Source organism: Pigmentiphaga kullae (assembly GCF_004216695.1).
Lineage (GTDB): Bacteria > Pseudomonadota > Gammaproteobacteria > Burkholderiales > Burkholderiaceae_B > Pigmentiphaga > Pigmentiphaga kullae.
Map to the genome: position 1 here is coordinate 340,986 of NZ_SGXC01000003.1, position 23,540 is coordinate 364,525.

The following is a 23,540-nucleotide window of genomic DNA, read 5'->3' on the forward strand; positions in this document are numbered from 1 at the left end:
TCCGGGGGCGACCCCGGACTTCCTGCGGCCGTACCTGAACAGGTTGGAACCCGAGGGGCTGGTAGGCCATTTCCTGGCTTGCCCGCCCCAAGGCTTTTCTGCGTGGGTGACCGCCAGCGGCGGCCCGATGTTCCGTGCCCGGTTCGACCTGCTGACTACGGCCGACGACGGCGCCAAGCGCCTGGTGCGGCGCCTGCCGGGTTTTCGCTTCTGGAAGGGCCTGCTGCAGCCGCGCACCGCGTTCGTCGGTACGACCGTCTCGGAATACGCGCTGCTGGCCGCGGGCACGGATCCCGCGCGCCTGGCCGCGCAGTTGAAGGCCGAGTACGGCGGCCAGCAGCCGTTCCTGATCGTCAAGGACCTGCCGCAGGATTCGCCGCTGCTGAGCGCCGAGGAAAACGACTGCGCGGCGGCATTGGCGCAGGCCTGCCAGGCCGAAGGCTTCGTGCTGGTGGAAGGCCAGGCGCTGGCCTATGTGCCCGTCGATTTCGCCAGCCTGGATGCCTATCTGGAAAGGGTGTCCTATTCGCGGCGCAAGAACATCCGCCGCAAGCTGCGCTCGCGCGCGGGGCTGGACATCGAGCGGGTCATGGCCGGCGATGCCCGGTTCGCGCGGCCCGAGGTGCTGCGCGAGTTCTACGCGCTGTACCGGAACGTCTACGACCAGAGCGAGATGCATTTCGACCTGCTGACCGAAGACTTCTTCCAGCGGGTGCTACAGGACGGCGACAGCGGCGGGATCATTTTCGTGTACCGCCGCGAAGGCCGGATGATCGGCTACAACATCTGTTTCGAGTGCGACGGCAACCTGGTCGACAAGTACATCGGCTTCCAGTATCCCGACGCGCGCGACAACAACCTGTATTTCGTCAGTTGGATGGTCAATCTCGAATACGCGCTGGAGCGCGGCTTGCGCCACTACATCGCCGGCTGGACCGATCCCGAGGTGAAGTCCTACCTGGGCGCGTCGTTCACGTTCACGCGGCATGCGGTCTACATCCGCAATCCCTTGCTGCGGGCCGTGCTCAAGCGCTTCGCCGGGCGTTTCGAGGGCGACCGCACATGGAGCGAGGGCGACAAGCCGTGAATGCCGTTCCGCTGGTGCTCGATTTCGACGATGCCTGCGGCAAGGTGGAAGGCGCCACGGTGCTGCCGCTGCAGTCCTGGCAGGAATCCGTGCGCTTCGGCTGCTCGCTGGCCACGTTCCGCGCGCTGCGGCGCGAGTTGGATGGAACCATCCCGGCGCAGCATGGCACGGTGCTGATGGGCAGCGGCGACTTCCACCACCTGAGCTGGCCCCTGATCGAGCGCATGCGCGCGCGCGGGCCTTTCCGCGTGGTGGTGTTCGACAATCATCCGGACAACATGCGCTATCTGTTCGGGATCCACTGCGGGTCGTGGGTGCGCAGGGTGGCCGCGCTGCCCTTCGTGTCGCACGTGCACGTGATCGGCATCACGTCAGGCGACGTGGGCTGGTCGCACAGCTGGGAAAACTATCTGCGTCCGCTGGCGGGCGGCAAGCTCAGCTACTGGTGCATGAACGTGGATGCCGGCTGGGCCCGGCTGCTGGGCCTGGGCGGCGCGGTGCGCAGCTTCGGCGGCCCGGATGCGCTGATGGAGGCGGTGCTGCCCGTGCTGGGGGCCTCGTCCGAACCCACCTACGTCTCGATCGACAAGGATGTGTTCCACCCCGACGTGGCCCGCACCAACTGGGACCAGGGCATCCTGCGCGAGGAGCACGTGGCCCGGGCGATCGGGGCGCTGTCGGGCCGCGTGATCGGCAGCGACATCACGGGCGAGGTCTCGCTGTACGAGTACCGCGCCTGGTGGAAACGGTGGCTGAGCGCCGCCGACGGCCAGGAGGCGCCTTCGGCGGAACTCCTGGCCCGCTGGCAGGCCCAGCAGCATGCGCTCAATGCGCGACTGATTGCCCTGCTGGCTGCCGCATCGCCGCACTGATCGCGCAATCGGCGGCGATGCGCTGCTCGATGTGGGCCAGCGCTTCCTCCACCTGATCCACCAGGATCAGGCACAGGTCGCCCGCCCCGAGTTCATCCATGGCCGTGTCGATGGCCAGGAACTCGCCCCGGATCTCCCGCACGTCCTGCGCACGGGTCGCGCCCGCCAGTCCCTGGCGCAGCAGCGCGAGCACCTCGCCGTCCTCGCGGCCGCGCTGGCACTGGTCTTCGTACAGCACGACCTGGTCGAAGGCGGTGCCCAGGATTTCGGTCTGGCGGCAGATGTCCACGTCGCGGCGGTCGCCCGCTCCGCTGATGACCACCGAACGCCGCTTGGCGGGCATGCGCTCGATCGCGCGCACCAGCGCCTGGATGGCGTCGGGGTTGTGGCCATAGTCGGCGAAGATCGTGGCGCCGCGGAATTCGAAGCGGTTGAAGCGGCCGGGCGCGGTCTGGGCGTCGTTCACGAAGCTGGCCAGGCCGCGGCGGATGACCTGCCAGTCCAGGCCCAGGGCCCAGGCGGCGGCGATGGCCGCCATCGCGTTCTCGACCTGGAAGTCGATCGCGCCGTCGTAGGTCAGGGGAATGTCGGCCAGCGCGATGCGCTGTTCCTCGGCGCCGCGCGCCGCGACGATGGCCTGGCCGTCGCGATAGACCACGCGCTGGTTCTTGGCGCGCTGGGTGGTGATCAGCGTGTGCTGGCGATCGTTCGAGAAGAAGATCACCGAGCCGGGGCAGCTGTCGGCCATGTTGGCGACGTTGGGGTCGGTGGCATTGAGCACCGCGGTGCCGGTGGGCGCCACGTTCTCGACAATCACCCGCTTGACCACCGCGAGGTCCTCGACCGTGCTGATGAAATTCAGGCCCAGATGGTCGCCCATGCCGATGTTGGTCACCACCGCCACGTCGCAGCGGTCGAAGCCCAGGCCCTCGCGCAGGATGCCGCCGCGCGCCGTCTCGAACACGGCCGCGTCGACGTCGGGGTGCAGCAGCACGTTGCGCGCGCTGCGCGGTCCGCTGCAGTCGCCCACGTCGATGCGCTGCTGGCCGATGTAGACGCCGTCGGAATTGGTCATGCCGACCAGATGCCCGTTGACGCCTTGCAGGTGGGCGATCAGGCGCACGGTCGTGGTCTTGCCGTTGGTGCCGGCCACCGCGACCACGGGGATGCGGCCGTCGTCCTCGGGCGCGAACATGTCGGCGATGACGGCTTCGCCCACCGCACGCGGCTTGCCGTACGAGGGCGCGAGATGCATGCGCAGGCCGGGGGCGGCGTTGACTTCGACGATGGCGCCGCCCTGGCTTTCCAGCGGCTTGATGACGGTGCCGGCCACGATGTCCACGCCGCAGATGTCCAGGCCCACCGTGCGCGCGGCCGCGATGGCGTGGGCGGCGAACTCGGGGTGGACTTCGTCGGTGACGTCGGTGGCGGTACCGCCGGTGCTCAGGTTGGCGTTGTTGCGCAGGATGACCAGCGCGCCCTTGGGCGGGATGGAGTCGGGCGTGTAGCCCGCCTTGGCCAGGGTCGCGATGGCGATGTCGTCCAGGCGGATCTTGGTCAGGCTGGTGGCATGGCCCTCGCCGCGGCGGGGGTCCTTGTTCACTTCGTCCACCAGTTCGCGGATGGTATGCACCGCGTCGCCGAACACCTGCGGCGGATCGCGCCGCGAGGCCGCGACCAGGGTGCTGCCGACCACCAGCAGGCGGAAGTCGTGGCCGGGGATGTAGCGTTCGACCAGGACGGCCGACCCGTACTTCTCGGCCACGGCATAGGCCGCCAGGACCTGTTCGCGCGTCGAGATGTTGACCGCTACGCCCTTGCCCTGGTTGCCGTCGCGCGGCTTGACCACCACGGGCGCGCCGATCTCCTGCGCCGCCGCCCAGGCGTCCTCCGCATCCTCGACCGGACGGCCTTCAGGAACCGGGACGCCGGCGGCATGCAGCAGGGTCTTGGTCAGTTCCTTGTCCTGGGCGATGGCTTCGGCGATGGCGCTGCTGCGGTCCATCTCGGCCGCCTGGATGCGCCGCTGTTTCTTGCCCCAGCCGAACTGGATCAGGCTGCCCTGCGTCAGGCGGCGGAACGGAATGCCGCGCTGGACCCCCGCCTGCACGATGGAGCCGGTGCTGGGGCCGATGCGGACGTCCTCGTCCAGGTCGCGCAGCTGCGCCAGCGCGGCGTCGAGGTCGAAGGGCGTGTCATGCTCGGCGGCCCGGCACAGTTCGAGCGCGAACTTCAGAGCCAGCCTGCCGACTTCTTCCTCGGTGTACTCGACCACGACCTGATAGATGCCGGCCTCCAGCGTGGGGACGGTGCGCACGAAGGTGACCGGGCAGCCGGCCTGGGATTGCAGTCCCAGCGTGGCCAGGCCGAGGGCGCGGGCCATGGAGACGGAGCGCTCCTGGCCCGCCGGCTGCAACAGGCCGATGGCGGGAAAGCGGGCGCGCAGGCGCGCCTCGAAGCCGGGGATGCCGGCGATGGCGCGCTCGGCTTCGGTGCACGAGACGATCGCCTCGAGCGCGGTGCGCCGGCTCCACAGATTGGGGCCGCGCAGCGCACGGATACGTGAGACTTCCATGATGGGTTTCCTGTGCGTTTCCCAGGCTTCAGGCCGTGGCGGCCGCGGGGGCCGGCATGCCGTGGGTTTCGATCCCGGCGCGGATGCAATCCTGCGGCAGGTCCAGCGCCCAGCCCGCGGCCACGGCGGCCAGGACGCTTTCGATCGGCAGGCCCGGCTGTCCGGCCAGGCAGGGCACGGACACGAGGGGAGCCAAGAGGGTTTCGTTCGCGCCATGGGCCAGCACGATGGCGCCGTCGCGTACGAAGACCGCGCGCTTGCCGGCGGCCCGGTGTTCGGCGATGCGCGGCAGCTTGCCGTCGCGCGCGAAGAACATGACGTCGCCGTCGCACAGCCGGGCCATGTCGGCGACCAGTTCGTCGGCGGCATTGAGCACGGCGCAGCCGCTGGGCAGCACGACGTCGACCTGGGTGCGCAGCACGTTGAAGATCTGCTGCGGTTCCACGATGGACAGGTCGGGGTGCGTCTGCGCGGGATCGAGGTCGGTCACGACGCCGACCTGGCAGCGGTCGTAGGCCAGGCCCTGCGTCAGGATGGCGCGGGCGCCGGTCTCGATCGCGGCCGCTTCCATCATGGGGTTCATCAGCGCGCGCTGCACGGCGTTCCAGTCCGCGGGGGCGCGATCGACCTGCCGGTGGTCGAAGTACAGGCCCTGGCTGGACGCCGTGGCGACGCGGCGGCCCGACAGCCGCAGGAATTGGCCGACCAGGTGGACCACGCCGGTCATGCCGTGGCTGCCGGACACGCCCACCAGCGGGATGCGGCCTTCGCCGCCGTTGGGGAACAGATGATCGACGATGGCGCGGCCCACGGGGCGGGGCTTGCCGTCGGCGGGTTTCAGGTGCATCAGCAGGCCGGGGCCGGCATTGACCTCGACGATGGCGCCGCCCTGTTCCTCGAGCGGCCGCGAAATGTCCTCGACCACCAGGTCCACGCCGGCGATGTCCAGGCCGACGATGCGCGCGGCGAGCCGTACGTGCGCCGCGACCGAGGGGTGGACCTCGTCGGTCACGTCGAAGGCGACGTTGCCGTTGCGCTGGATCAGGACTTCCTCGCCGGCGGGCGGGATGGAGTCGCCGTCATAGCCCTGGCGTTCGAGTTCGATGCGGGCGGCGGAGTCCAGCGCGACCAGGTTCAGCGGATGCTCCTCGGTGTTGCCGCGGCGCGGGTCCGAGTTGAGCTGGCTGCCGATCAGCTGCTGGATCGTCGAGCGGCCGTCGCCGATGACCGAGGCGGTCTTGCCGCGCGCCGCCGCCACCATCCGGTCGCCCACCACCAGCAGGCGGTGTTCGTTGCCGGGCACGCAGCGCTCGACGATCACGCCGCTGCCTTCGCCGCTGGCCACGCCGAACGCGGTCTCGATGGCCTCGCGCGTGCGCAGGTCCAGGAACACGCCGCGGCCATGGTTACCGTCGCTGGGCTTGACCACCACCGGCAGGCCGATTTCCTGCGCGGCTTCCCACGCGTCTTCCTTGCTTTCCACCGCGCGGCCCTGGGGCACGGGCACGCCGCAGGCCTGCAGCAGGCTCTTGGTCAGGTCCTTGTCGCAGGCGATGCCTTCCGCCACGGCGCTGGTGCGGTCGGTCTCGGCGGTCCAGATGCGGTGCTGCGCGGCGCCGTAGCCGAACTGCACCAGGTTGCCCTGGTTGAGGCGGATGTAGGGAATGCGGCGGTCCTCGGCGGCCTGCACGATGCTGGCGGTGCTGGGGCCCAGCCAGTGTTCGTTGACGAGGTCGCGCAGGGCCTCGATGGCCGCGGGCACGTCGTAGGGCCGGTCTTCGATGGCGGCCATGACGAGGTCGCGCGCGGTGTGGAGCGCGGCGCGCGTGACCTCTTCCTGGTAGGCGCTGACGATCACGCGGTAGACGCCGCGCGTGGACGTCTCGCGCGCCTTGCCGAAGCCGCCCGGCAGCCCGGCCAGGTTCTGCAGTTCCAGCGTGACGTGTTCCAGGATGTGGCCCGGCCAGGTGCCCTCGCGAACGCGGCGCAGGAAGCCGCCGCGTTCGTCGTAGCTGCACCGGTGCTCGATCAGCGTCGGCAGCCAGGCCTCCAGCCGTTCGTAGAAGCCCGGAATCAGGTTGGACGGGAAGTCCTCGAGTTCCCCGATGTCCACCCAGGCCTCGAGGACGGGCGGATAAGTCCACATGCTGGGTCCGCGCAGGGACAGCACATCGAGGAATTCAATGTGTTTGCGTTTCATGACGAAAATGGGTCTGGGGCGGGGCGCACGGCGCGGAACGGGAAACCGGGGCGTGCAGGCGGCGCGGACAGGCTGAGAAGTTGGGACGAGAGTCCGGGTGGCACGATGCGAGCTGGGTGTACGCTCTCGGGGCGTACTCGAGTCAATCCGATGACAATCGTAGATGAGCGGAAATGTATTGCCCCCTTGCCTGGCAGGCAAGATGGAATACACGGTTTAGGGAATCCCCTAGATGCGACGCTACAACGCATCGGTTTCTCGAACAACGGAAGTGGTGGGAACTATAATACTTACGTGAGGCTGACATATTTCCATGAATTAGAAATAGTTACAAATACTATGTTGCTTATTTGGGGCACTGCCCGCCGATGACTGCCGCGTCTCATCCGTTGTCCTCCCTGCCCGATGCCTGGCGTGGCCAGGCCGCTCCGCCGCTGGCCGAAGGCGAAACCGTCTGCGCCTGGCTGGAGCTCGATCTCGATACGGAACTGCGCTATGCCCGGGGCGCGCTGGTGCTGACCGAGACCCGGCTGCTGGCGGCCTCGGCCGACGCGCCGGGATGGCGCGACTGGCCGCTGGGCGAGGGAATGCGGCTGGCGCTGTCCGACCACGCCGGCGTCGTCGCGGTCGAGCTGGTGGATGCCCGGGCGCGGCTGGCGCTGTGGCGCACGACCATGGCCCACCACGCCGGCGCGGTCCGACTGGCCGACCAGTTCGAGCGCCAACTGGCCGCGCTGGCGCAGGGCGGCGTGGCGGCCCGCCTGGCGCCGGCCTGCCCGCGCTGCCATGCGCCGCTGCCGGAAGGCGAGCAGGACTGCCCGGCCTGCGAGGCCGAAGCGCCGGTCGAGAAGCGGGGCTGGGCGCTGCTGCGGCTGCGCCGTTTCGCCCGCCCTTATCGCGGCAGGCTGCTGCTGGGCTTCATCCTGACGGTCCTGTCCACCGCCGCGACGCTGGTTCCGCCCTACCTGACCATGCCGCTGATGGACGACGTGCTGATCCCGTTCCAGAACGGCAAGCCCATCGACTACGACCTGGCCGCGCTCTACCTGTCCGGGCTGCTGGGCGCGGCGCTGGTGGCCTGGGTGCTGGGCTGGTCGCGCACCTACATCCTGGCCTGGGTCAGCGAGCGCATCGGCGCCGACCTGCGCACCAGCGCCTATGAACACCTGCAGCAACTGTCGCTGGAATACTTCGGCGGCAAGCGCACGGGCGACCTCATGGCGCGCATCGGCAACGAGACCGACCGCATCTGCGTCTTCCTGTCGCTGCACCTGCTGGACTTCGCCACCGATGTCCTGATGATCCTGATGACGGCCGGCATCCTGGTTTCCATCGACCCGTGGCTGGCGCTGGTCACGCTGCTGCCGCTGCCCTTCATCGCCTGGCTGATCCACCTCGTGCGCGACAAACTGCGTCACGGGTTCGAAAAGGTGGACCGCAACTGGGCCGAGATCACCAACGTGCTGGCCGACACCATTCCGGGCATCCGGGTGGTCAAGGCCTTCGCCCAGGAAAAGCGCGAGGTGGCGCGCTTCCGAGAGGCCAACAACCACAACCTCGCGGTCAACGACAAGGTCAACACCACGTGGTCGATGTTCTCGCCCACGGTCATCCTGCTGACCGAGGTCGGCCTGCTGGTGGTCTGGATATTCGGCATCTGGCAGATCGCCAACCACCACATCTCGGTGGGCGTGCTGGCGGCGTTCCTGGCCTACATCAGCCGTTTCTACCTGCGGCTGGACTCCATGAGCCGCATCGTCTCGGTCACGCAGAAGGCGGCGGCGGGCGCCAAGCGCATCTTCGACATCCTGGACCGCGTCTCCAGCGTGCCCGAGCCGGCCCATCCGGTTCCCCTGGGCCGGGTGGAGGGCCGCATCCAGATCCGCGAGGCCACCTTCCGCTACGGCACGCGCGCCGTGCTGCGCGGCATAGACCTGGACATCCAGCCGGGCGAGATGATCGGCCTGGTGGGGCACAGCGGCTCGGGCAAGAGCACGCTGGTCAACCTGATCTGCCGCTTCTACGACGTGGCGCAGGGATCGATCAAGGTGGATGGCGTCGACATCCGCGCGCTGTCCATTCCCGGGTACCGGCGCAACATCGGCGTGGTGCTGCAAGAGCCCTTCCTGTTCTTCGGGACGGTGGCCGAGAACATCGCCTACGGCAAGCCCGAGGCCACGCGCGAGGAAATCGTGGCCGCCGCGCGCGCGGCCCATGCGCACGAGTTCATCCTGCGCCTGCCGCACGGCTACGATTCGCTGGTGGGCGAGCGCGGCCAGGCCCTGTCGGGCGGCGAGCGCCAGCGCATTTCCATCGCCCGCGCGCTGCTGATCGACCCGCGCATCCTGATCCTGGACGAGGCCACGTCCTCGGTCGACACCTCGACCGAACAAGAGATCCAGAAGGCGCTCGACAACCTGGTGCGGGGGCGCACCACCATCGCCGTGGCGCACCGGCTCAGCACCCTGCGACGGGCCGACCGGCTGGTGGTGCTGGACCGCGGCCGCATCGTCGAGCAGGGCCGCCACGAAGACCTGATCGCCAAGGGCGGCGCCTACTATCGCCTGCACCAGGCGCAGACCCGGCAGCTCGATCCTCCCGGCAGCGACAGCACCTGGGACGGCGACGACGAGGAGCAGGCATGAGCTTCCCCTATACGCTGAGCCGCAACGCCTACGGCCGGCTGATCTGCACGCCCGCCGACGGCGGGCCGGCCGAGGAAGTGACGCCCGTGCGCGCCTTCCCCATCGATACCGAATCCGAGGACATCTCGCTGGTCGGCCCGGGCGGACACGAAGTGGCCTGGATCTCCCGGCTGGCGGACCTGCCGCCCGAGGCGCGGGAACTGGTCCGCGAAGAACTCGGCCACCGCGAATTCATGCCCGAGATCCAGCGCATCGTGCAGGTGGCGAGCTACGTCACGCCCACGACCTGGACCGTCCGGACCAACCGCGGCGAAGCCCGGCTATGGCTCAAGAGCGAACAGGACATCCGGCGCATTTCCCAGTCCAAGCTCCTGATTTCGGACGGCCACGGCATCCACTTCCTGATACGCGACCTGGAACGCCTGGACCGCGCCAGCCGCCGCATCCTGGACCGCTTTCTTTGAGGTCCGGCGCGCCCTCCGGGGCGCGTCAGGACGCCAGGACCCGGCAGATCGCCTCGAACCGCTCGTCGTCCAGCCAGTGGCTGTTGGTGATCGACAGCGCGCGCGCAGCGAAATCGCGGGCGTGGGGCACCGGCGCATCGGCGACGATGGGGCGCAGGTACTCGTAGTCGGGCAGGGTGTGCACGAATAGCGGGCCCACGCCCAGTCCCGCGCCCCACAGCCGGTCCAGCGCCCGCTGCCGCGTTTGCGCGTCAGGCAGCAGCAGCATGAAGAATGGCCAGACACCGTCACCGCCGGCGGTGTCCTGCATGACGCGTACCCCGGGCAGGTCTTGCAGCCGCTCCAGGCGCCGCCGGGCGCGTTCCCGGGCGTCGCCCAGGAACGCCGGCAGGCGGCGGGCCGCCCGCGCGCCTACGCCGCGGCGCCAGCGGCCGACCCGGTGGATGGGAATGTCGAGCGAGAAATCGTCGCCGGCGGCCCGGACGGGATCGCCGGCGCGCAAGGCCGCGCGCTGTGGGTTGCCGTAGGCCAGGCGCATGCCGCGCGGTCCGTACAGCAGCGCGTAGGCCAGCAGTTCCAGGCTGCGGCGCGCCTCCCATCCCGGGCGGCTGCCGACGGTGCGCGCGCTGGTGGCGCGCAATTCGTCGCGCAGCGCGGGATCGCGCGCCAGCAGCAGGCCGCCTTCGTAGATGCTAAGGCCCTTGCCCGCGGCCAGGCTGAAGAAGCCGATGTCGCCGTCCTGGCCCACGCTGCGCCCGTTGCGGCGGGCGCCCAGCGCCTGTGCCGCGTCTTCGATGACGGCCGCGCCGCAGCGGGCCGCGCAGCGCAGCGCGGCGCCGGTGTCGGCCACGCGGCCGGCCAGGTGGGTGACCACGATGGCCAGCGTATCGTCGTCGCAGGCCGCCTCGAGCGCGGCCGGGTCCAGGTCGAAGTGCCCGGGGGCCAGATCGCACAGCTTCAGGCGCAGTCCGCAATGGTGGACCGCCAGCGCGACCAGCGGGCAGGTGTAGGCGGGCAGGATGACGGTCTTGCGCGGGCTGCGCCGGGCCAGCGTCAGCAGGGAGACGACCAGGCTGGAGGTGCCGGAGCATTCCAGTTGCAGGGCCGGGACGTCCAGCCAGGACGCGACGTGCGCCTCCAGGTCCGCCGGGCCGCCGGGCAGGAGGTCGTTCCAGCGCAGCGGCAGGCCCGCCGTGGGCGGGATGTCGCGCCCGTGGGCGCCGGCCGCGAGCCTAGGCGTCGGCACGGCCGGACTCCGGGTGGAGGCGCCGCGATTCGCTGGCCTCGCCGAAGGCCAGGCAGACGATGCCGCCGATGATCAGCAGCGCGCCCAGCATCTGGTTGGCGGTGATGTGTTCGTCGAACAGCCAGACCGACACCAGCATCACGGTCACGACTTCGAGATGGGAGGCGGCGAAGGCCGGGCCGATGGGCGCGCGCTTGAGCAGCGACATCCAGGTGAAGAAGGCGCCGATGTAGCCGACGAAAGCGCCGTAGATCCACGGCTGGCCGAATACCCGCATGAGCCAGTCGAGGTCGGCCGCCAGCGGCATCGCATGGTTGGCGGCGTACTTGAAGCTGATCTGCGCCAGCGTGTCGAAGGCCATCAGCAGGCCGAAGCCGATCAGATAGAAGCGGCGCATCACGGTATCCCCACGACCGCCACGCCGGCGGCGATCAGCGCGATGCCGGCCACCCGCAGCGGCGTCAGGTGTTCGTTGAACAGGAAGCGGCCGGCGATCATGATGGCGACGATGTTGATCGAGCCCAGCAGCACGCCCTCGGACAGCGGCACAAGCGACAGGAAGGCCAGCCAGACGACGAACTCCAGGATATAGCAGGCGATGCCTATCCAGATCCAGGGGCGCCGCGCCAGCTCGCGCCAGTAACGCAGGCCGCTGCCTTCGGCAGGCGTGGTGGCGGCCGCCTTGAACGCCAGCTGGCCGCCGGTGTCGACCAGCACGTTCAGCGTCCAGAGCAGGGCGACGAGCGGCGTCATCGCGCCGCCTGCGGCGCGGCGCCTTCGCGCTGCGCGGCGATGTCGGAGAAGAACTCGGCCGATTCGCGTATGACTTCGCGGCGTTCGCGGTCCACCGTGATCATGTGATAGCTGTCGTGCAGCAGCACCAGCTTGGCGGGCCCGCCGACGCGCTCCATGACCAGATGGGCGTTGCCGACGCTGGCCATGTCGTCCTCGGCGGCGTGCATGACCAGGCAGGGCGCGCGCACCTGGCGCAACTGGCGCCGCACCGTGGCCGACAGGTCGATGAGCTCGGCCAGGGAGGGCCAGGGGTTGCCGGGCAGGCCGGCGTCGGCGCTGTCGCCGCCCAGCATGCTGGAGGACACCGCGGCGCGCAGCCGTTCGTCCTTCAGGCCGTAGGGCGGTTCTTCGTCGAAGGTCTTGTCCTGGAACAGGTTCAGGCGCTTGAACCAGGGCAGCAGGAACGACAGGCGCCAGTACCAGGGAATGTTCCAGCCATCGTAGCGGAAGGTGGCGCCGTAGACGCCGACGCCGGCGATGTCGTCGGGCCGGTCGGCCGCGGCCTTCAGGGCCAGCACCGCGCCCATCGACAGGCCGGCGACGAAGCAGTGGTCGACGTCGCGGCGCAGGCGGTCGACGCCCTCCAGCACGCTGGCGTACCAATCCTTCCAGCCGGTGCGGACGAGGTCGTCGACGTCGCCGCAGTGGCCCGCCAGCTGCATGCCGTAGACCGTGAAGCCGGCCCGGTGCAGGCCCTTGCCGACGGTACGCATTTCATTGGGGGTGCCGGTCAGGCCATGAATGAGCAGCACGCCCGCGCGGCCGCCTTCGAAATAGAAATCCGCGGATTTGATCATGAGGTGAAAAATGGACCGCCGGGGGTTCAGGCGGTGCTGGCTGCCGCCGGCGCGATGGTGAAGCCGCGCGGGGGTTGCGCGATGGCGTGCAACTGGCCTTTCAGGATGAAGTCGAGCGCATTGCGGGCCTGGTCGAAGCCGGCGATGGGAATGTGTACCAGGCCGTGTTCGCGGCAGTAGTCGATCAGGCGGTGCTTGGCCAGCACGAAGTCGACCGTGCCCGACACGCAGAAGTCCGAGGCGCCGTCGCCCACGTACAGGATCTTCTCGTGCAGGCCGCGCACGCCCGAACCGTACGAGCACTTGCAGGTGCCGCTGGCCTTGCGGCAGGCGGCGTCGGCGTAGGGGAAGGTCAGTTGCCAGCTGCGCGGCCCGGCCTGTTCGAAGCGGTTGGCCACCACGGGCAGGTCCGCCAGGCCGTGGCGTTCCATGATGGCCGCGATCACGCCGGCCAGGCCGTCGCTGACGATGTGCACCGGCGTGCCGAGGCGGCGCGCCTGCGCCACGAATTCGGGGAAGGCCGGATCGATCTCGATGTTCGCCACCAGGGCGTCCAGTTCTTCCTTGCTGGCGTCCAGCAGCGCGATCTGCTTGGCCATGCACTCGCGCGAGCCGATTTCTCCGCGTTCCCAGGCGTCTTCCAGCTCCTGCCAGCCCGGCCGGCCGAAATGTTCAAGCAGGGTATCGGTGACATCCTGCTTGGAAATGGTGCCGTCGAAGTCGCACAACACGATCCATTCGGATCCGGGTTGTTCATCGGCGGCGTACTGACTGAGCAACATGGCAAGCCTTTAGGGAAGGAAGCGGACCAGCACGCGCTGGCCGACACGCAGCTTTTCGGGGTTTTCGATCGACAGCAGGCTTTCGACGCCGCGGCGGCTGATCCGCTCCTGCGGGTCGTCGCCGGGCGACATGACCTGGAACACGCTGCCGATGCGTTCCAGGCGTGCCGGGATGGGGGTGCCGCCGGGGGCGGACTCTTCCACGATCTCTGCCTGCATGCCGGTTTTCAGCGCCGCGACGTAGGCTTCGTTCACCTCGGCGCGGACGATCAGGCGCCGCTTGGGCAGCAGGCGCAGCATTTCGGTCTGGGCGGTGACCGCGTTGCCGACCTGCACCTCCAGGCCGACGATCTCGCCATCCACGGGCGCGCGGACCTGCTGGCGCTCCAGCGTCCATTGCGCGGCGCGCAATTTCTGGCGCGCGACGTCCACCGCCGCCTGGGCCGCCGTGGCCTCTGCCTCGGCCTGGGCCACGGCGTTGCGCGCGTCGTCGGCTGCCTGGCCATCGATGGCGCCGCCGGCGGCGGCCTCGGCCAGCCGCTGGGCGCGCTGCTTCAGCCCGGGCAGGCGGCTGCGCAGCACGCGTTCCTGAGCCTGCGTCTGGCGCAATTCGGCATCGGCCGCATCGACCGCCAGCTGCGCCGCCGCCGGATTGAACTCGATCAGCGCCTGGCCCTTCTTGACCTGGTCGCCGTCGCGCACCGCCACCCGGGCAACGGTGCCGTCCACGGCCGCGCCCACGCGCACCAGGCCGCCTTCGACATCGATGCGCCCGCGCGCGACGGCGGCGTAGGGCGGCTGGTCGGCCGCCGGGGCTTCCGCCTGTTGCTGGCGGGAACACGACGCCAGCAGCACGCCGCCTGTCAGTACGGCCAGGATTCCAAGGCGAAAGGTAGTGAAAAGCTTAGGCACGAGCTCGAGAGTTCCTAGGTTTCGGCGACCAGCGCACCGGTGCGCCTGTCGTCCAGGATGCGTCCATCTTCCATGGTCAGGACGCGGTCGGCATGGCTGATCAGGCGCGGATCATGGCTGACGCACAACACCGTGGCGCCGTGGCGCTTGGCGATGCGGTGCAGGATGTCGATGACTTTCATGCCGTTGCCGGCGTCCAGCGCGCTGGTCGGCTCGTCGGCAAAGAGCAGTTCGGGTTCCTTGGCGAGCGCGCGGGCGATGGCCACGCGCTGCTGTTCGCCGCCCGACAGGCCCGACGGCCGCTGGCGGGCGCGCCCGCTCATGCCCACTTCCTCGAGGGCGGCCCAGGCCTGTTCCTCGGCCCGCGGCTTGGACAGGCCCACGTAGCGCAGGGGCAGGACGACCTGTTCGACAGCCGTCAGCGCGGGAAAGAGGTTGAAGCCTTGGAAGACGAAGCCGGTATGCATCAGCCGGAAACGTTCAAGCTCTTGAAGCTGAAGCAGGCCAAGATCCTGGCCCAGGGCGCGCACCATGCCGGCATCCGGACGCAGCATGCCGCTGAGTATGGCCAACAGGGTGCTTTTGCCGCAGCCCGACGGCCCAGAAATCAATGTCAGTTCGCCGGGCATGATGCTAACCGACAAATCTCGCAAAATGCGCTCGCGAACATTACCGGATAGAAAGGATTTGCTGAGCGACTCGGCGACGAGACTCGGTGTGCTACCAGGGGGATTCCCCGATGTGCGGCCTGTGGCCTGGGGCTCGGTCGCCCGCATGGCAAGGTCTCCAACTGGCTGAAAAAACAAAACCCGGCAACGCCGGGATTGTAACGCTTGTTACGATAACCCAAGACTTGCGATCGTGGGAAGCCTTGGCGCGGTCCGTCCCGGGGGAGATTGTTGCAACCGCGCATCGGTGCAGGGCGCGGCGTGGCCGCGCCCTTGCAAGGCTCAATCCTCCAGGCGGTTGTCCTTGGTTTCCTTGATGAACAGGGTGCCGATCACCAGGCTCATCACGGCGACGATGATGGGGTACCACAGTCCGTTGTAAATGTTACCGGTGGCCGCCACGATGGCGAAGGCGGTGGTGGGCAGGAAGCCGCCGAACCAGCCGTTGCCGATGTGGTAGGGCAGGCTCATCGAGGTATAGCGGATGCGGGTGGGGAACATTTCCACCAGCATGGCCGCGATCGGGCCGTAGACCATGGTCACCAGGATCACCAGCAGCGTCAGCAGCAGCACCAGCATGGGCTTGTTGACCTGGGCCGGATCGGCCTTGGCCGGATAGCCGTGGTTGCGGATCTCCGTCGTCAGGCGGGCCTTGAGTTCGTCGCCGCGGGTCTTGAACTCCGCCGCCGGCAGGCCCGCGCCCTCGAAGGACTCGATCGTGGTGTCGCCGACCTTGATCTTGGCCACGGATCCCGGAGGAGCCGCCTCGTTGCTGTAGTTGACCGAGTTCGACGCCAGGAAGGACTTGGCCTGGTCGCAGGAGCTGACGAACTTGGCTGTGCCCACGGGGTTGAACTGGAACGAGCAGGTCTTGGGATCGGCCACGACCACCACCGGCGCCTTGGCCTGCGCCGCTTCCAGCGCCGGGTTGGCGTAGTGCGTGATGGCCTTGAACAGCGGGAAGTAGGCGACGGCGGCGATCAGGCAGCCGGCCATGATGATGGGCTTGCGGCCTATCTTGTCCGACAGCGAGCCGAAGATCAGGAAGAAGGGCGTGCCGATCAGCAGGGCCAGGGCGATCAGGATGTTGGCCGTGGTGGCGTCCACCTTCAGGGTCTGGGTCAGGAAGAACAGCGAATAGAACTGACCCGTGTACCAGACCACGGCCTGGCCGGCGGTCAGGCCCAGCAGCGCCAGCAGGACCACCTTCAGGTTGCTCCACTGGCCGAAGGATTCGGTCAGCGGCGCTTTCGATTGCTTGCCCTCGGCCTTCATGCGCTGGAAGGCGGGCGACTCGTTCAGCTTGAGCCGGATCCAGACCGAAATCGCCAGCAGGAAGATGGAGACCAGGAACGGGATGCGCCATCCCCAGGCGGCGAACGCTTCCTCGCCGGTGGCGTTGCGCACGCCCAGGATCACCAGCAGGGACAGGAACAGGCCCAGGGTGGCCGTGGTCTGGATCCAGGCGGTGTAGGCGCCGCGCTTACCATGGGGGGCGTGCTCGGCGACGTAGGTGGCCGCGCCGCCGTACTCGCCGCCCAGCGCCAGGCCTTGCGCCAGCCGCAGGACGATGAGGATGACGGGCGCCGCGATGCCGATGGACGCGTACGAGGGCAGTATCCCGACGATGAAGGTCGACAGGCCCATGATCAGGATGGTGATCAGGAAGGTGTACTTGCGCCCGACCAGGTCGCCCAGCCGGCCGAACACCAGAGCCCCGAACGGCCGGACCGCGAAGCCCGCCGCGAATGCCAGCAGCGCGAAGATGAAGGCCGCCGTGTCGTTGACCCCCGAGAAGAACTGCCTGGCGATGATGGCGGCCAGCGAGCCGTAAAGATAGAAGTCGTACCACTCGAATACCGTGCCTAGCGACGAGGCGAAGATCACGCGCCGCTCTTCCTTGGTCATGGGACGCGCGGCCGGAGTCGGCGCCCCTGAACTGCTGACGGTGGTGCTCATGAAGGAATGTCTCCTGGGTGGGCCTGCTGTAAAGGAGTAATAGTTGGAACGGCAGACTGGCCCTCAGCCACGGGAGCCTCGGGCTTGAAACCAGAGTAGAAACAGTTACTGACGCGGCACTGACAAGTTGCTGACTGACAGCTGAATTTTCACGATTCGGTGATATGAGCGGGCTCCGCGGTCTCCGGCCGCAAGTGCCCGACCAGCCAGTCGACCAGCGCGGCGACGCGGGCGACGTGCTGCTTGCGCCGCGGGACGTAGGCCTTGAACCAGGTTTCCTGCAGCGGGAAATCGTCCAGTACCGTCTCCAGCGTGCCGGCCTGCAGCGCCGGGCGGGCGACGTAGGCGGGCAGGGCGGCGATGCCCAGTTCCGACAGGGCGGCGTCCCGCAGCGTGAGGTTGTCGTCGGCCACCAGGCGGGGCGGGATGTCCAGGCTGATGCCGCCGCGGGCGCTGCGGAAATGCCAGGCGCGGCCGGATGGCTTGAAGACCAGGCAGGCGTGTTCGGTCAGGGCCTGGGGGTGGCGGGGCCGGCCGTGGCGGGCGAGATAGCCGGGCGCGGCGCACAGCACGGTGTCCACCGGGCACAGCGGGATTTCGACCACGCCCTCGTAGCTGGCCGGCCGGCCGCTGATGGCCAGGTCGTAGTCCCGCTCGGCGGGGTTGGTGGAGTGATCGACCAGCGAGATCTCCATCGTGATGCCGTCGTGCCGCCGCAGGAAGGCATTGAAGAGCGGCCCCAGCCTGACCGTGGTCAGCGTGGTTGGCGTGGCCACCCGCAGATGGCCCACCAGTTTGGAGGCGTCCCGCTCCACGCTTTGCACCAGGTCCTCGAAGCTGGCCACCAGCACGCCGGCGCGGGCGTGCAGTTTCTCGCCCGCTTCGGTCAGGCGCACCGTGCGGGTGGTGCGGTCGAACAGCCGCGCGCCCACGGTGGCTTCCAGCTGGCGGATGCGCTTGGCCACCACCGAGGGCACCACGTCCATCTGCCGGGCCGCCTCGGAAAAGCCGCCGCAGGCGACGACCGTGGTGAAGGTGCGCAATTGCGTGATGGCGTCCAATTTATTCCTTATCGAGCTTACTGATAGCTATTTTTTGAACAAATATTCTCCATTATTCCTCAATAAAATCCATTCCCACAATGGGCCGCAAGCGACGTCCCACCGTATCCACGAAGAGGAGACAAGACATGTCCAAATCGCCGATCGCGCGCATGCTGGCCGTCGCCCTGGCCGCGGCATCGACCGCCGCCGTCGCCGCCGCGCCGGGCTATCCGGCCCGGCCGGTCAAGATCGTGACGCCGTTCGCGGTGGGCCAGGGGCCCGACGTGCTGCTGCGCATCGTCGCCGAGAAGCTGACCGCCGCGCTGGGGCAGCAGGTGATCGTGGAGAACCGGCCCGGCGCCAGCGGCTTCCTCGCCTTCGAGGCCGGCCGGCGCGCCGCGCCCGACGGCTACACGCTGGTCCACATGGACAGCTACCATGTCGGCACCCAGCCCTACCTGTTCGCCAGGCTGCCCTACGACGTGCGCAAGGATTTCGATCCGGTTACGCCGCTGGTCCGCAACTACTTCTTCGTCGTGGTTCCCGCCGGTTCGCCATGGCGGACGATGGGCGACCTGATCGCCGCGGCCAAGGCAAGGCCCGGCGGCGTCTCGTACGGCTCCTGGGGCGTGGCCAGTCCGGCGCACCTGGGCGGGCTGCTGCTGGAGGCGGCCACCGGCACGAGCATGATGCACGTGCCCTACAAGGAGTCGGCCCAGTTGTTCCAGTCGGTGGCCGTGGGCGATGTGAACTGGACGCTGGGATCGCCGGTGTCGGCCGGGCCCGTGTACCAGTCCGGCAAGGTGCGCTTCCTGGCCGTGGCGGCGCCGCAGCGCCTGCCGGGCTACGCCGACGTGCCCACCGTGGCGCAGGCCGGCGGTCCGGCCAACTTCGAGGTGGGCGGCTGGAACGGCCTGTTCGTGCCCAGGGGTACGCCCGCCGGGATCGTGCAGCGGCTGAACGAAGGCATCGCCGCCGCGCTGAAGGCGCCCGACGTCAAGGAGAAGCTGGCCACCTTCACCTACGAGGCCTACGCCATGCCCCCGCGCGACATGGCGCGGCTGGTGGACGAGGAAATCGCCAAGTGGGGGCCGATCATCAAGGGCGCCGACATCCGCCTGGATTGACGCCGCAGAGAGGAAACCATCGTGGCAAGCAAGCACATCGAGGTCGTGGTGGCCGGCGTCCGGCCGCTGACGCCGCGCATCAAGGAATACCTGTTGGCCTCGGCCGACGGCCGGCCGCTGCCGCGCTACGAGCCCGGAGCGCACGTGGCGCTGCACATGGCGTCGCGCGACCGGGGGCCCATCGTCCGGCACTATTCGCTGATAGGCGGACTGGCCGGGCGGGACGATCCGCGGCACGTCTATCGCATCGCCGTGCAAAGAGAGGACCGGGCGCGCGGCTCGGCCTTCATTCACGATACCTTCGCGCCGGGCACGCGCCTGCGCGTCGCCGCGCCGGTCAACGATTTTCCGCTGGACCGGCGCGATGCCTGCACCCTGCTCATCGCCGGCGGCATAGGCGTGACGCCCATCGTGTCCATGGCGCGCAGCCTGGCCCGACGGGGCTGTCGCTACCGCGTCGTGTACGCCGGACGCGATCCGGCCGCCATGGCCTATCGCGACATGCTGGAAGCGGTGGCCGGCGACCGCGTCCGTTTCCACTACAGCGACGCGGCCGGCGTGCTGGACCTGCGCGGCCTGCTGGCGTCGCAGCCCGACGGGACGCGCGTGTACGTGTGCGGTCCCGCGCCCATGATCGCCGCCACCCACGACGCCGGCGCCGCGCTGGGATGGGACCCCGGTCGCGTGCGCAGCGAAGTGTTCGCCGCCGGACCCACGGGCGACGAAACGGCCTTCGAGGTCGAGCTGCGCCGATCGGGCAGGACCGTGCGGGTCGGTCCCGACGCCAGCATCCTGGATGCGCTGCGCCTGGCCGACGTGCCCGTGCTGTGGGACTGCGCGCGCGGTGAATGCGGCCTGTGCCCGCTGCCCGTCGTCTCGGCCGACGGCCCCATCGATCATCGCGATCGCTATCTGAGCGCAGAAGAGCGTGCCGCGGGCCAGACCTTGTGCATCTGCGTGTCGCGCATCCGCGGCACGCGCCTGGTGCTGGACGCCTGACCATTCCGAGCCATTCCTGCAGGAGCGTGCCATCATGAACCGCATCGCCGACCCCATGCCCGAACTGCGGGCCGATTTTTCCTTCGAACCCGGCGGCTTCGCCGACCACGCCACGCCGCTGGTGCGCAACTGCTGGTACGTGGCGGGGCTGTCCGGCGAGATCACCCGCGCACTGAGCAGCCGGCGCTTCCTGGGCGTGGACGTCGCCCTGTACCGCACGCAGGCCGGCGAGCCGGTGGCGGTGCGCAACCGCTGTCCGCACCGTTCCTTTCCGCTGGCCAAGGGCCGCCTGGACGGCGATGAACTGATGTGCGGCTACCACGGCATGCGCTTCGATCCGTCGGGCCGCTGCGTGAAGATGCCGGCCATGCCGCTGGTCCCCACCAATGCGCAGGTGCGCAGCTTTCCCATCGTCGAGCGGGCGCCGCTGGTGTGGATCTGGATGGGCGATCCGGACCATGCCGATCCGGCCCTGATCCCGGACACGAGCTGGCTGGCCAGCCCGGCGTGGAAGAGCGTGGGCGGGGCCTTCCACATGAAGGCCGACTACGTGTCCATGCACGAGAACCTGCTGGACCAGACCCACTTCCCGTTCCTGCATCCGGGCGCCATCGGCACGCCGGAGTACGCGCGCAGCAAGCTGGACGTGCGCCAGGAAGGCGACGTGGTCATCATCGACCGCGCGCTGAAGAACTCGCCGCCGCCCGACGTCTACGGCGTGCCCACCGGCCTGACCGGCAAGCCGGTGGACCGCTATTCGGAAGCGCGTTTCGCCTCGCCCGGCCTGCACGTCGCCTTCGCCCGCATCGTCGACAACCACGATGCCGGCGGCGCGCCGCGCACCTATCGCTTCAACATCACCCACGCCTTCACGCCCGAGACCAACGGCAGCATCCACTACTGGTGGTTCAACAGCCGCGATTCCAACCTGGGCGATCCGGCCGCCGACGCCTATCTGCACGAGGCCTCGTCCAAGGCCTACCTCGAGGACGTGGATGCGCTGGAGTGGATACTGGACGTGGTGACGCGCGACGCCGAGCCGCAGTTCGACCTGAACTTCGCGCCCGACAAGCCGGGGCTGCTGATGCGCCGCGCGCTGCATGACATGGCGGCGCGCGAGGCCGGGCTGGACTTCTGACCGGCCGGAGGCGTCAGGCCGGCGGAAAGCTCACGCTGATGCGCGTGCCGGGCATGCCGGCGGCGGTGTCCTGCGGATTGTCGGAAATCGCCAGGGCGGCGCCGTGCCGCTGGGCGATCTCGCGCACGATGGCCAGGCCCAGGCCGCTGCCTTCGGCGTGGGACCCCAGGATCCGGTAGAAGCGGTCGAACACCAGCTCGCGTTCCTCGGGCGGGATGCCCGGGCCGGAGTCCTCGATGTCCAGCGTCGCGCCCGCGGCGGTCGCGGCCACGCGCACGGTGACCGTGCCGCCGCCCGGGGTGTAGCGTAGCGCGTTGTCGATCAGGTTGTTGACCAGCTCGGCCAGCAGCAGGGCATTGCCGGCCACCAGGACCGGCGTTTCCGGGCCTTCCAGGCCCAGGTCTATCCCGCGTTCCATCGCCTCGTGCACCCAGTTCTGCGTCTGGTCGCTGGCGATGGCCAGCAGGTCGACGCGGGCGGAGACGTCCACGGGGCTGCCCTTGTCCTCGGCGCGCGCCAGCGCCAGCAACTGGTTCACCAGGCGCGTGGCCCGTTCGGCGCCCGAGACCAGGTGCCTGAGGCTGGCCTCCATGTCTTCCGGGCTGGCATTGCGCAGCGCCAGCTCGGCCTGCGTGCGTAGGCCGGCAAGCGGGGTCTTCAACTGGTGCGCCGCGTCGGCGACGAAGCGCTTCTGCGCATCGACGTTGGCCGACAGGCGCTGCAGCAGCTCGTTCATCGCGCCGACCAGCGGCGCGATCTCCTGCGGCACCTCGCGGTCGTCGATGGGCGACAGGTCGTCCGGCCGCCGCGCGCGCAGCCGCTCCTGCAGCCGGCCCAGCGGGGCGATGCCGCGCGACAGGCCGAACCACACCAGCACCACGGCCAGCGGCAGCACGACGAATTGCGGCAGCACCACGCCCTTGATGATCTCATTGGCCAGCTGCGAGCGCTTCTCCAGCGTCTCGGCCACCTGCACCAGCGCCGGCTGCGCGCCCGGGATCGTGGGCAGCGACACCCAGGTGTAGGCCACGCGCACCGCGAAGCCGCGCATCACGTCGTCGCGGTACTGGACGATGCCGGGCAGGGGGCGCTCGAGCGACGGCAGCGGCAGTTCCCGGTCGCCGCCCAGGTATTCGCCGCGGCTGCCCAGCACCAGGTAGAACACGCTGTCGGTCTCGTCGGCGCGCAGCATCTCGCGCGCCGAGACCGGCAACTGCAGCCGGGCCCGGCCGTTGACGTCCTTGATCTGCTGGGCCAGGGCCAGCACGTTGTTGGCCAGGCTGCGGTCGTAGGGCGCGACCGAGATGGACTGCGCGACCACGTAGGTGATGGCGACGCTGATCGGCCACAGCAGGAACAGCGGGACCAGCATCCAGTCCAGGATCTCGCCGAACAGCGAGCGCGCCGGCCGTTCGACGGCGGGGATGGGCTGCGGCCCCTTGGGATGGTCGTCCATGCTCCCGGAGCCGGATCAGGCCGCGCCGTGCTGGGCGCCGGGCTCGCGTTCCAGGCAGTATCCCAGCCCGCGCACGGTGGCGATCTTGACGCCGCCCGGCTCCAGCTTCTTGCGCAGCCGGTGCACGTAGACCTCGATGGCATTGGTGCTGACTTCCTCGCCCCATTCGCACAGGTGGTCCACCAGCTGCTTCTTGCTGACCATGCGGCCGCTGCGCGACAGCAGGACTTCCAGCAGGCTGACTTCGCGCGCCGACAATTCGACGATCTGCTCGTCGATGGTCACCACCCGGCCGACCTGGTCGAATGCCAGGCGGCCGTGGCGCAGCACCGCCGGGCCGCCACCCGCGCCGCGCCGCGTCAGCGCGCGGACCCGCGCCTCGAGCTCGGACAGCGCGAAGGGCTTGGCCATGTAGTCGTCGGCGCCCAGGTCCAGCCCCTTGACGCGCTGCTCCACGCTGTCGGCGGCGGTCAGGATCAGCACCGGCATGTGCGAATTGCGCGACCGCAGCCGGCGCAGGACCTCGGTGCCCGACAGCCGGGGCAGGCCGATGTCCAGGATCAGCAGGTCGAAGGGTTGCGCCGCCAGCGCGGAGTCCGCCTCGAGTCCGTCGTGGACGGCATCGACGGCGTAGCCGTTCTGGCGCAGGGAGCGGGACAGGCCGTCGGCAAGGATGTTGTCGTCTTCGGCGATGAGGATACGCATGGGGGGATTGTAGCTTCGGGGTGATGCATCGAGGTGCCCCGACGCATTGTCCCCCAGGCGCGCGTCCCCG

The 23,540-nt window shown here is 69.1% G+C and carries 19 protein-coding genes and 1 pseudogene; 7 read left to right on the forward strand and 13 right to left on the reverse strand.

Features of this window, described 5'->3' with window-relative positions; genetic code table 11:
* Positions 1-127: 127 nt before the first annotated feature.
* A complete protein-coding gene (locus EV675_RS24425; protein WP_130360877.1) occupies positions 128-1,087 on the forward strand; it encodes a GNAT family N-acetyltransferase in 960 nt (319 codons plus the stop codon).
* Complete coding sequence (locus EV675_RS24430; RefSeq protein WP_130360879.1) at positions 1,063-1,959, forward strand: arginase family protein; 897 nt, start codon at positions 1,063-1,065, stop codon at positions 1,957-1,959. Before EV675_RS24425 ends, EV675_RS24430 begins: the two co-directional genes overlap by 25 nt.
* Here the strand turns inward: EV675_RS24430 and cphA are convergent.
* On the reverse strand, positions 1,913-4,534 hold the full coding sequence (cphA, locus tag EV675_RS24435; RefSeq protein WP_130360881.1) for a cyanophycin synthetase: 2,622 nt from the start codon (positions 4,532-4,534) through the stop codon (positions 1,913-1,915). The two genes, EV675_RS24430 and cphA, sit on opposite strands and share 47 nt — an antisense overlap.
* Before the next feature lie 64 nt (positions 4,535-4,598).
* Positions 4,599-6,734, reverse strand: a pseudogene (locus EV675_RS24440) (cyanophycin synthetase); the annotation flags it as partial.
* A gap of 368 nt (positions 6,735-7,102) precedes the next feature.
* Between EV675_RS24440 and EV675_RS24445 the strand changes: the two are divergent.
* Entirely contained in the window at positions 7,103-9,379 is a 2,277-nt protein-coding gene (locus EV675_RS24445) for a cyanophycin metabolism-associated ABC transporter (RefSeq protein WP_130360885.1), read from the forward strand.
* Positions 9,376-9,843, forward strand: a complete 468-nt coding sequence (locus EV675_RS24450; protein WP_130360887.1) for a cyanophycin metabolism-associated DUF1854 family protein — start codon at positions 9,376-9,378, stop codon at positions 9,841-9,843. The genes EV675_RS24445 and EV675_RS24450 overlap by 4 nt, the downstream gene beginning before the upstream one ends.
* Positions 9,844-9,868: 25 nt before the next feature.
* On the opposite strand, the gene EV675_RS24455 is transcribed toward EV675_RS24450, so the two are convergent.
* The 9 genes from EV675_RS24455 to EV675_RS24495 form a co-directional block, all read right to left on the reverse strand.
* Positions 9,869-11,089: a DegT/DnrJ/EryC1/StrS family aminotransferase gene (locus EV675_RS24455; protein WP_130360889.1), complete on the reverse strand. Its 1,221-nt coding sequence runs from the start codon at positions 11,087-11,089 to the stop codon at positions 9,869-9,871.
* Positions 11,076-11,486 carry a DMT family transporter gene (locus EV675_RS24460; RefSeq protein ID WP_130360891.1) on the reverse strand — a complete coding sequence of 137 codons (411 nt, stop codon included), beginning with the start codon at positions 11,484-11,486 and terminating at the stop codon, positions 11,076-11,078. Before EV675_RS24460 ends, EV675_RS24455 begins: the two co-directional genes overlap by 14 nt.
* The gene (locus EV675_RS24465) at positions 11,486-11,842 is read right to left on the reverse strand and encodes an EamA family transporter (protein WP_087837323.1); all 357 of its coding nucleotides are present in this window, start codon (positions 11,840-11,842) and stop codon (positions 11,486-11,488) included. Before EV675_RS24465 ends, EV675_RS24460 begins: the two co-directional genes overlap by 1 nt.
* Complete coding sequence (locus EV675_RS24470; RefSeq protein WP_130360893.1) at positions 11,839-12,681, reverse strand: alpha/beta hydrolase; 843 nt, start codon at positions 12,679-12,681, stop codon at positions 11,839-11,841. The genes EV675_RS24465 and EV675_RS24470 overlap by 4 nt, the downstream gene beginning before the upstream one ends.
* Before the next feature lie 26 nt (positions 12,682-12,707).
* A complete protein-coding gene (locus tag EV675_RS24475) occupies positions 12,708-13,463 on the reverse strand; it encodes an MtnX-like HAD-IB family phosphatase (protein ID WP_130360895.1) in 756 nt (251 codons plus the stop codon).
* A gap of 9 nt (positions 13,464-13,472) precedes the next feature.
* Complete coding sequence (locus EV675_RS24480) at positions 13,473-14,375, reverse strand: HlyD family secretion protein (RefSeq protein ID WP_130360897.1); 903 nt, start codon at positions 14,373-14,375, stop codon at positions 13,473-13,475.
* Positions 14,376-14,389: 14 nt separating this feature from the next.
* Positions 14,390-15,151: an ABC transporter ATP-binding protein gene (locus tag EV675_RS24485; protein WP_130360899.1), complete on the reverse strand. Its 762-nt coding sequence runs from the start codon at positions 15,149-15,151 to the stop codon at positions 14,390-14,392.
* Between the two features lie 174 nt (positions 15,152-15,325).
* A complete protein-coding gene (locus EV675_RS24490; protein WP_130360901.1) occupies positions 15,326-17,002 on the reverse strand; it encodes an MFS transporter in 1,677 nt (558 codons plus the stop codon).
* A 149-nt stretch (positions 17,003-17,151) separates the two neighbouring features.
* Complete coding sequence (locus tag EV675_RS24495; protein WP_130360903.1) at positions 17,152-18,063, reverse strand: LysR family transcriptional regulator; 912 nt, start codon at positions 18,061-18,063, stop codon at positions 17,152-17,154.
* A 128-nt stretch (positions 18,064-18,191) separates the two neighbouring features.
* Between EV675_RS24495 and EV675_RS24500 the strand changes: the two genes are divergently transcribed.
* The 3 genes from EV675_RS24500 to EV675_RS24510 are packed head-to-tail and all read left to right on the forward strand — an operon-like array spanning position 18,192 to position 21,309.
* Complete coding sequence (locus EV675_RS24500; protein ID WP_165404757.1) at positions 18,192-19,172, forward strand: Bug family tripartite tricarboxylate transporter substrate binding protein; 981 nt, start codon at positions 18,192-18,194, stop codon at positions 19,170-19,172.
* 21 nt (positions 19,173-19,193) lie between these two features.
* On the forward strand, positions 19,194-20,171 hold the full coding sequence (locus EV675_RS24505) for a PDR/VanB family oxidoreductase (RefSeq protein WP_130360907.1): 978 nt from the start codon (positions 19,194-19,196) through the stop codon (positions 20,169-20,171).
* 34 nt (positions 20,172-20,205) lie between these two features.
* The gene (locus EV675_RS24510; RefSeq protein ID WP_130360909.1) at positions 20,206-21,309 is read left to right on the forward strand and encodes an aromatic ring-hydroxylating oxygenase subunit alpha; all 1,104 of its coding nucleotides are present in this window, start codon (positions 20,206-20,208) and stop codon (positions 21,307-21,309) included.
* A gap of 13 nt (positions 21,310-21,322) precedes the next feature.
* Here the strand turns inward: EV675_RS24510 and EV675_RS24515 are convergent, their stop codons facing one another.
* Positions 21,323-22,765, reverse strand: a complete 1,443-nt coding sequence (locus tag EV675_RS24515; protein WP_242621585.1) for a sensor histidine kinase — start codon at positions 22,763-22,765, stop codon at positions 21,323-21,325.
* A gap of 15 nt (positions 22,766-22,780) precedes the next feature.
* Complete coding sequence (locus tag EV675_RS24520; protein ID WP_130360912.1) at positions 22,781-23,470, reverse strand: response regulator transcription factor; 690 nt, start codon at positions 23,468-23,470, stop codon at positions 22,781-22,783.
* Between the last annotated feature and the right edge of the window lie 70 nt (positions 23,471-23,540).

Excerpts from the sequence above, each read along its gene's own strand:
- EV675_RS24430 (WP_130360879.1), top strand. The coding sequence starts at position 1,063 with ATGGAGCGAGGGCGACAAGCCGTGAATGCCGTTCCGCTGGTGCTCGAT.
- EV675_RS24465 (WP_087837323.1), bottom strand. The coding sequence starts at position 11,842 with ATGACGCCGCTCGTCGCCCTGCTCTGGACGCTGAACGTGCTGGTCGAC.
- EV675_RS24425 (WP_130360877.1), top strand. The coding sequence starts at position 128 with ATGTTCCGTGCCCGGTTCGACCTGCTGACTACGGCCGACGACGGCGCC.
- EV675_RS24475 (WP_130360895.1), bottom strand. The coding sequence starts at position 13,463 with ATGTTGCTCAGTCAGTACGCCGCCGATGAACAACCCGGATCCGAATGG.
- EV675_RS24520 (WP_130360912.1), bottom strand. The coding sequence starts at position 23,470 with ATGCGTATCCTCATCGCCGAAGACGACAACATCCTTGCCGACGGCCTG.
- cphA (WP_130360881.1), bottom strand. The coding sequence starts at position 4,534 with ATGGAAGTCTCACGTATCCGTGCGCTGCGCGGCCCCAATCTGTGGAGC.
- EV675_RS24470 (WP_130360893.1), bottom strand. The coding sequence starts at position 12,681 with ATGATCAAATCCGCGGATTTCTATTTCGAAGGCGGCCGCGCGGGCGTG.
- EV675_RS24450 (WP_130360887.1), top strand. The coding sequence starts at position 9,376 with ATGAGCTTCCCCTATACGCTGAGCCGCAACGCCTACGGCCGGCTGATC.
- EV675_RS24445 (WP_130360885.1), top strand. The coding sequence starts at position 7,103 with ATGACTGCCGCGTCTCATCCGTTGTCCTCCCTGCCCGATGCCTGGCGT.
- EV675_RS24460 (WP_130360891.1), bottom strand. The coding sequence starts at position 11,486 with ATGCGCCGCTTCTATCTGATCGGCTTCGGCCTGCTGATGGCCTTCGAC.
- EV675_RS24490 (WP_130360901.1), bottom strand. The coding sequence starts at position 17,002 with ATGAGCACCACCGTCAGCAGTTCAGGGGCGCCGACTCCGGCCGCGCGT.
- EV675_RS24500 (WP_165404757.1), top strand. The coding sequence starts at position 18,192 with ATGTCCAAATCGCCGATCGCGCGCATGCTGGCCGTCGCCCTGGCCGCG.
- EV675_RS24510 (WP_130360909.1), top strand. The coding sequence starts at position 20,206 with ATGAACCGCATCGCCGACCCCATGCCCGAACTGCGGGCCGATTTTTCC.
- EV675_RS24485 (WP_130360899.1), bottom strand. The coding sequence starts at position 15,151 with ATGCGGGCGACCGAGCCCCAGGCCACAGGCCGCACATCGGGGAATCCC.
- EV675_RS24515 (WP_242621585.1), bottom strand. The coding sequence starts at position 22,765 with ATGGACGACCATCCCAAGGGGCCGCAGCCCATCCCCGCCGTCGAACGG.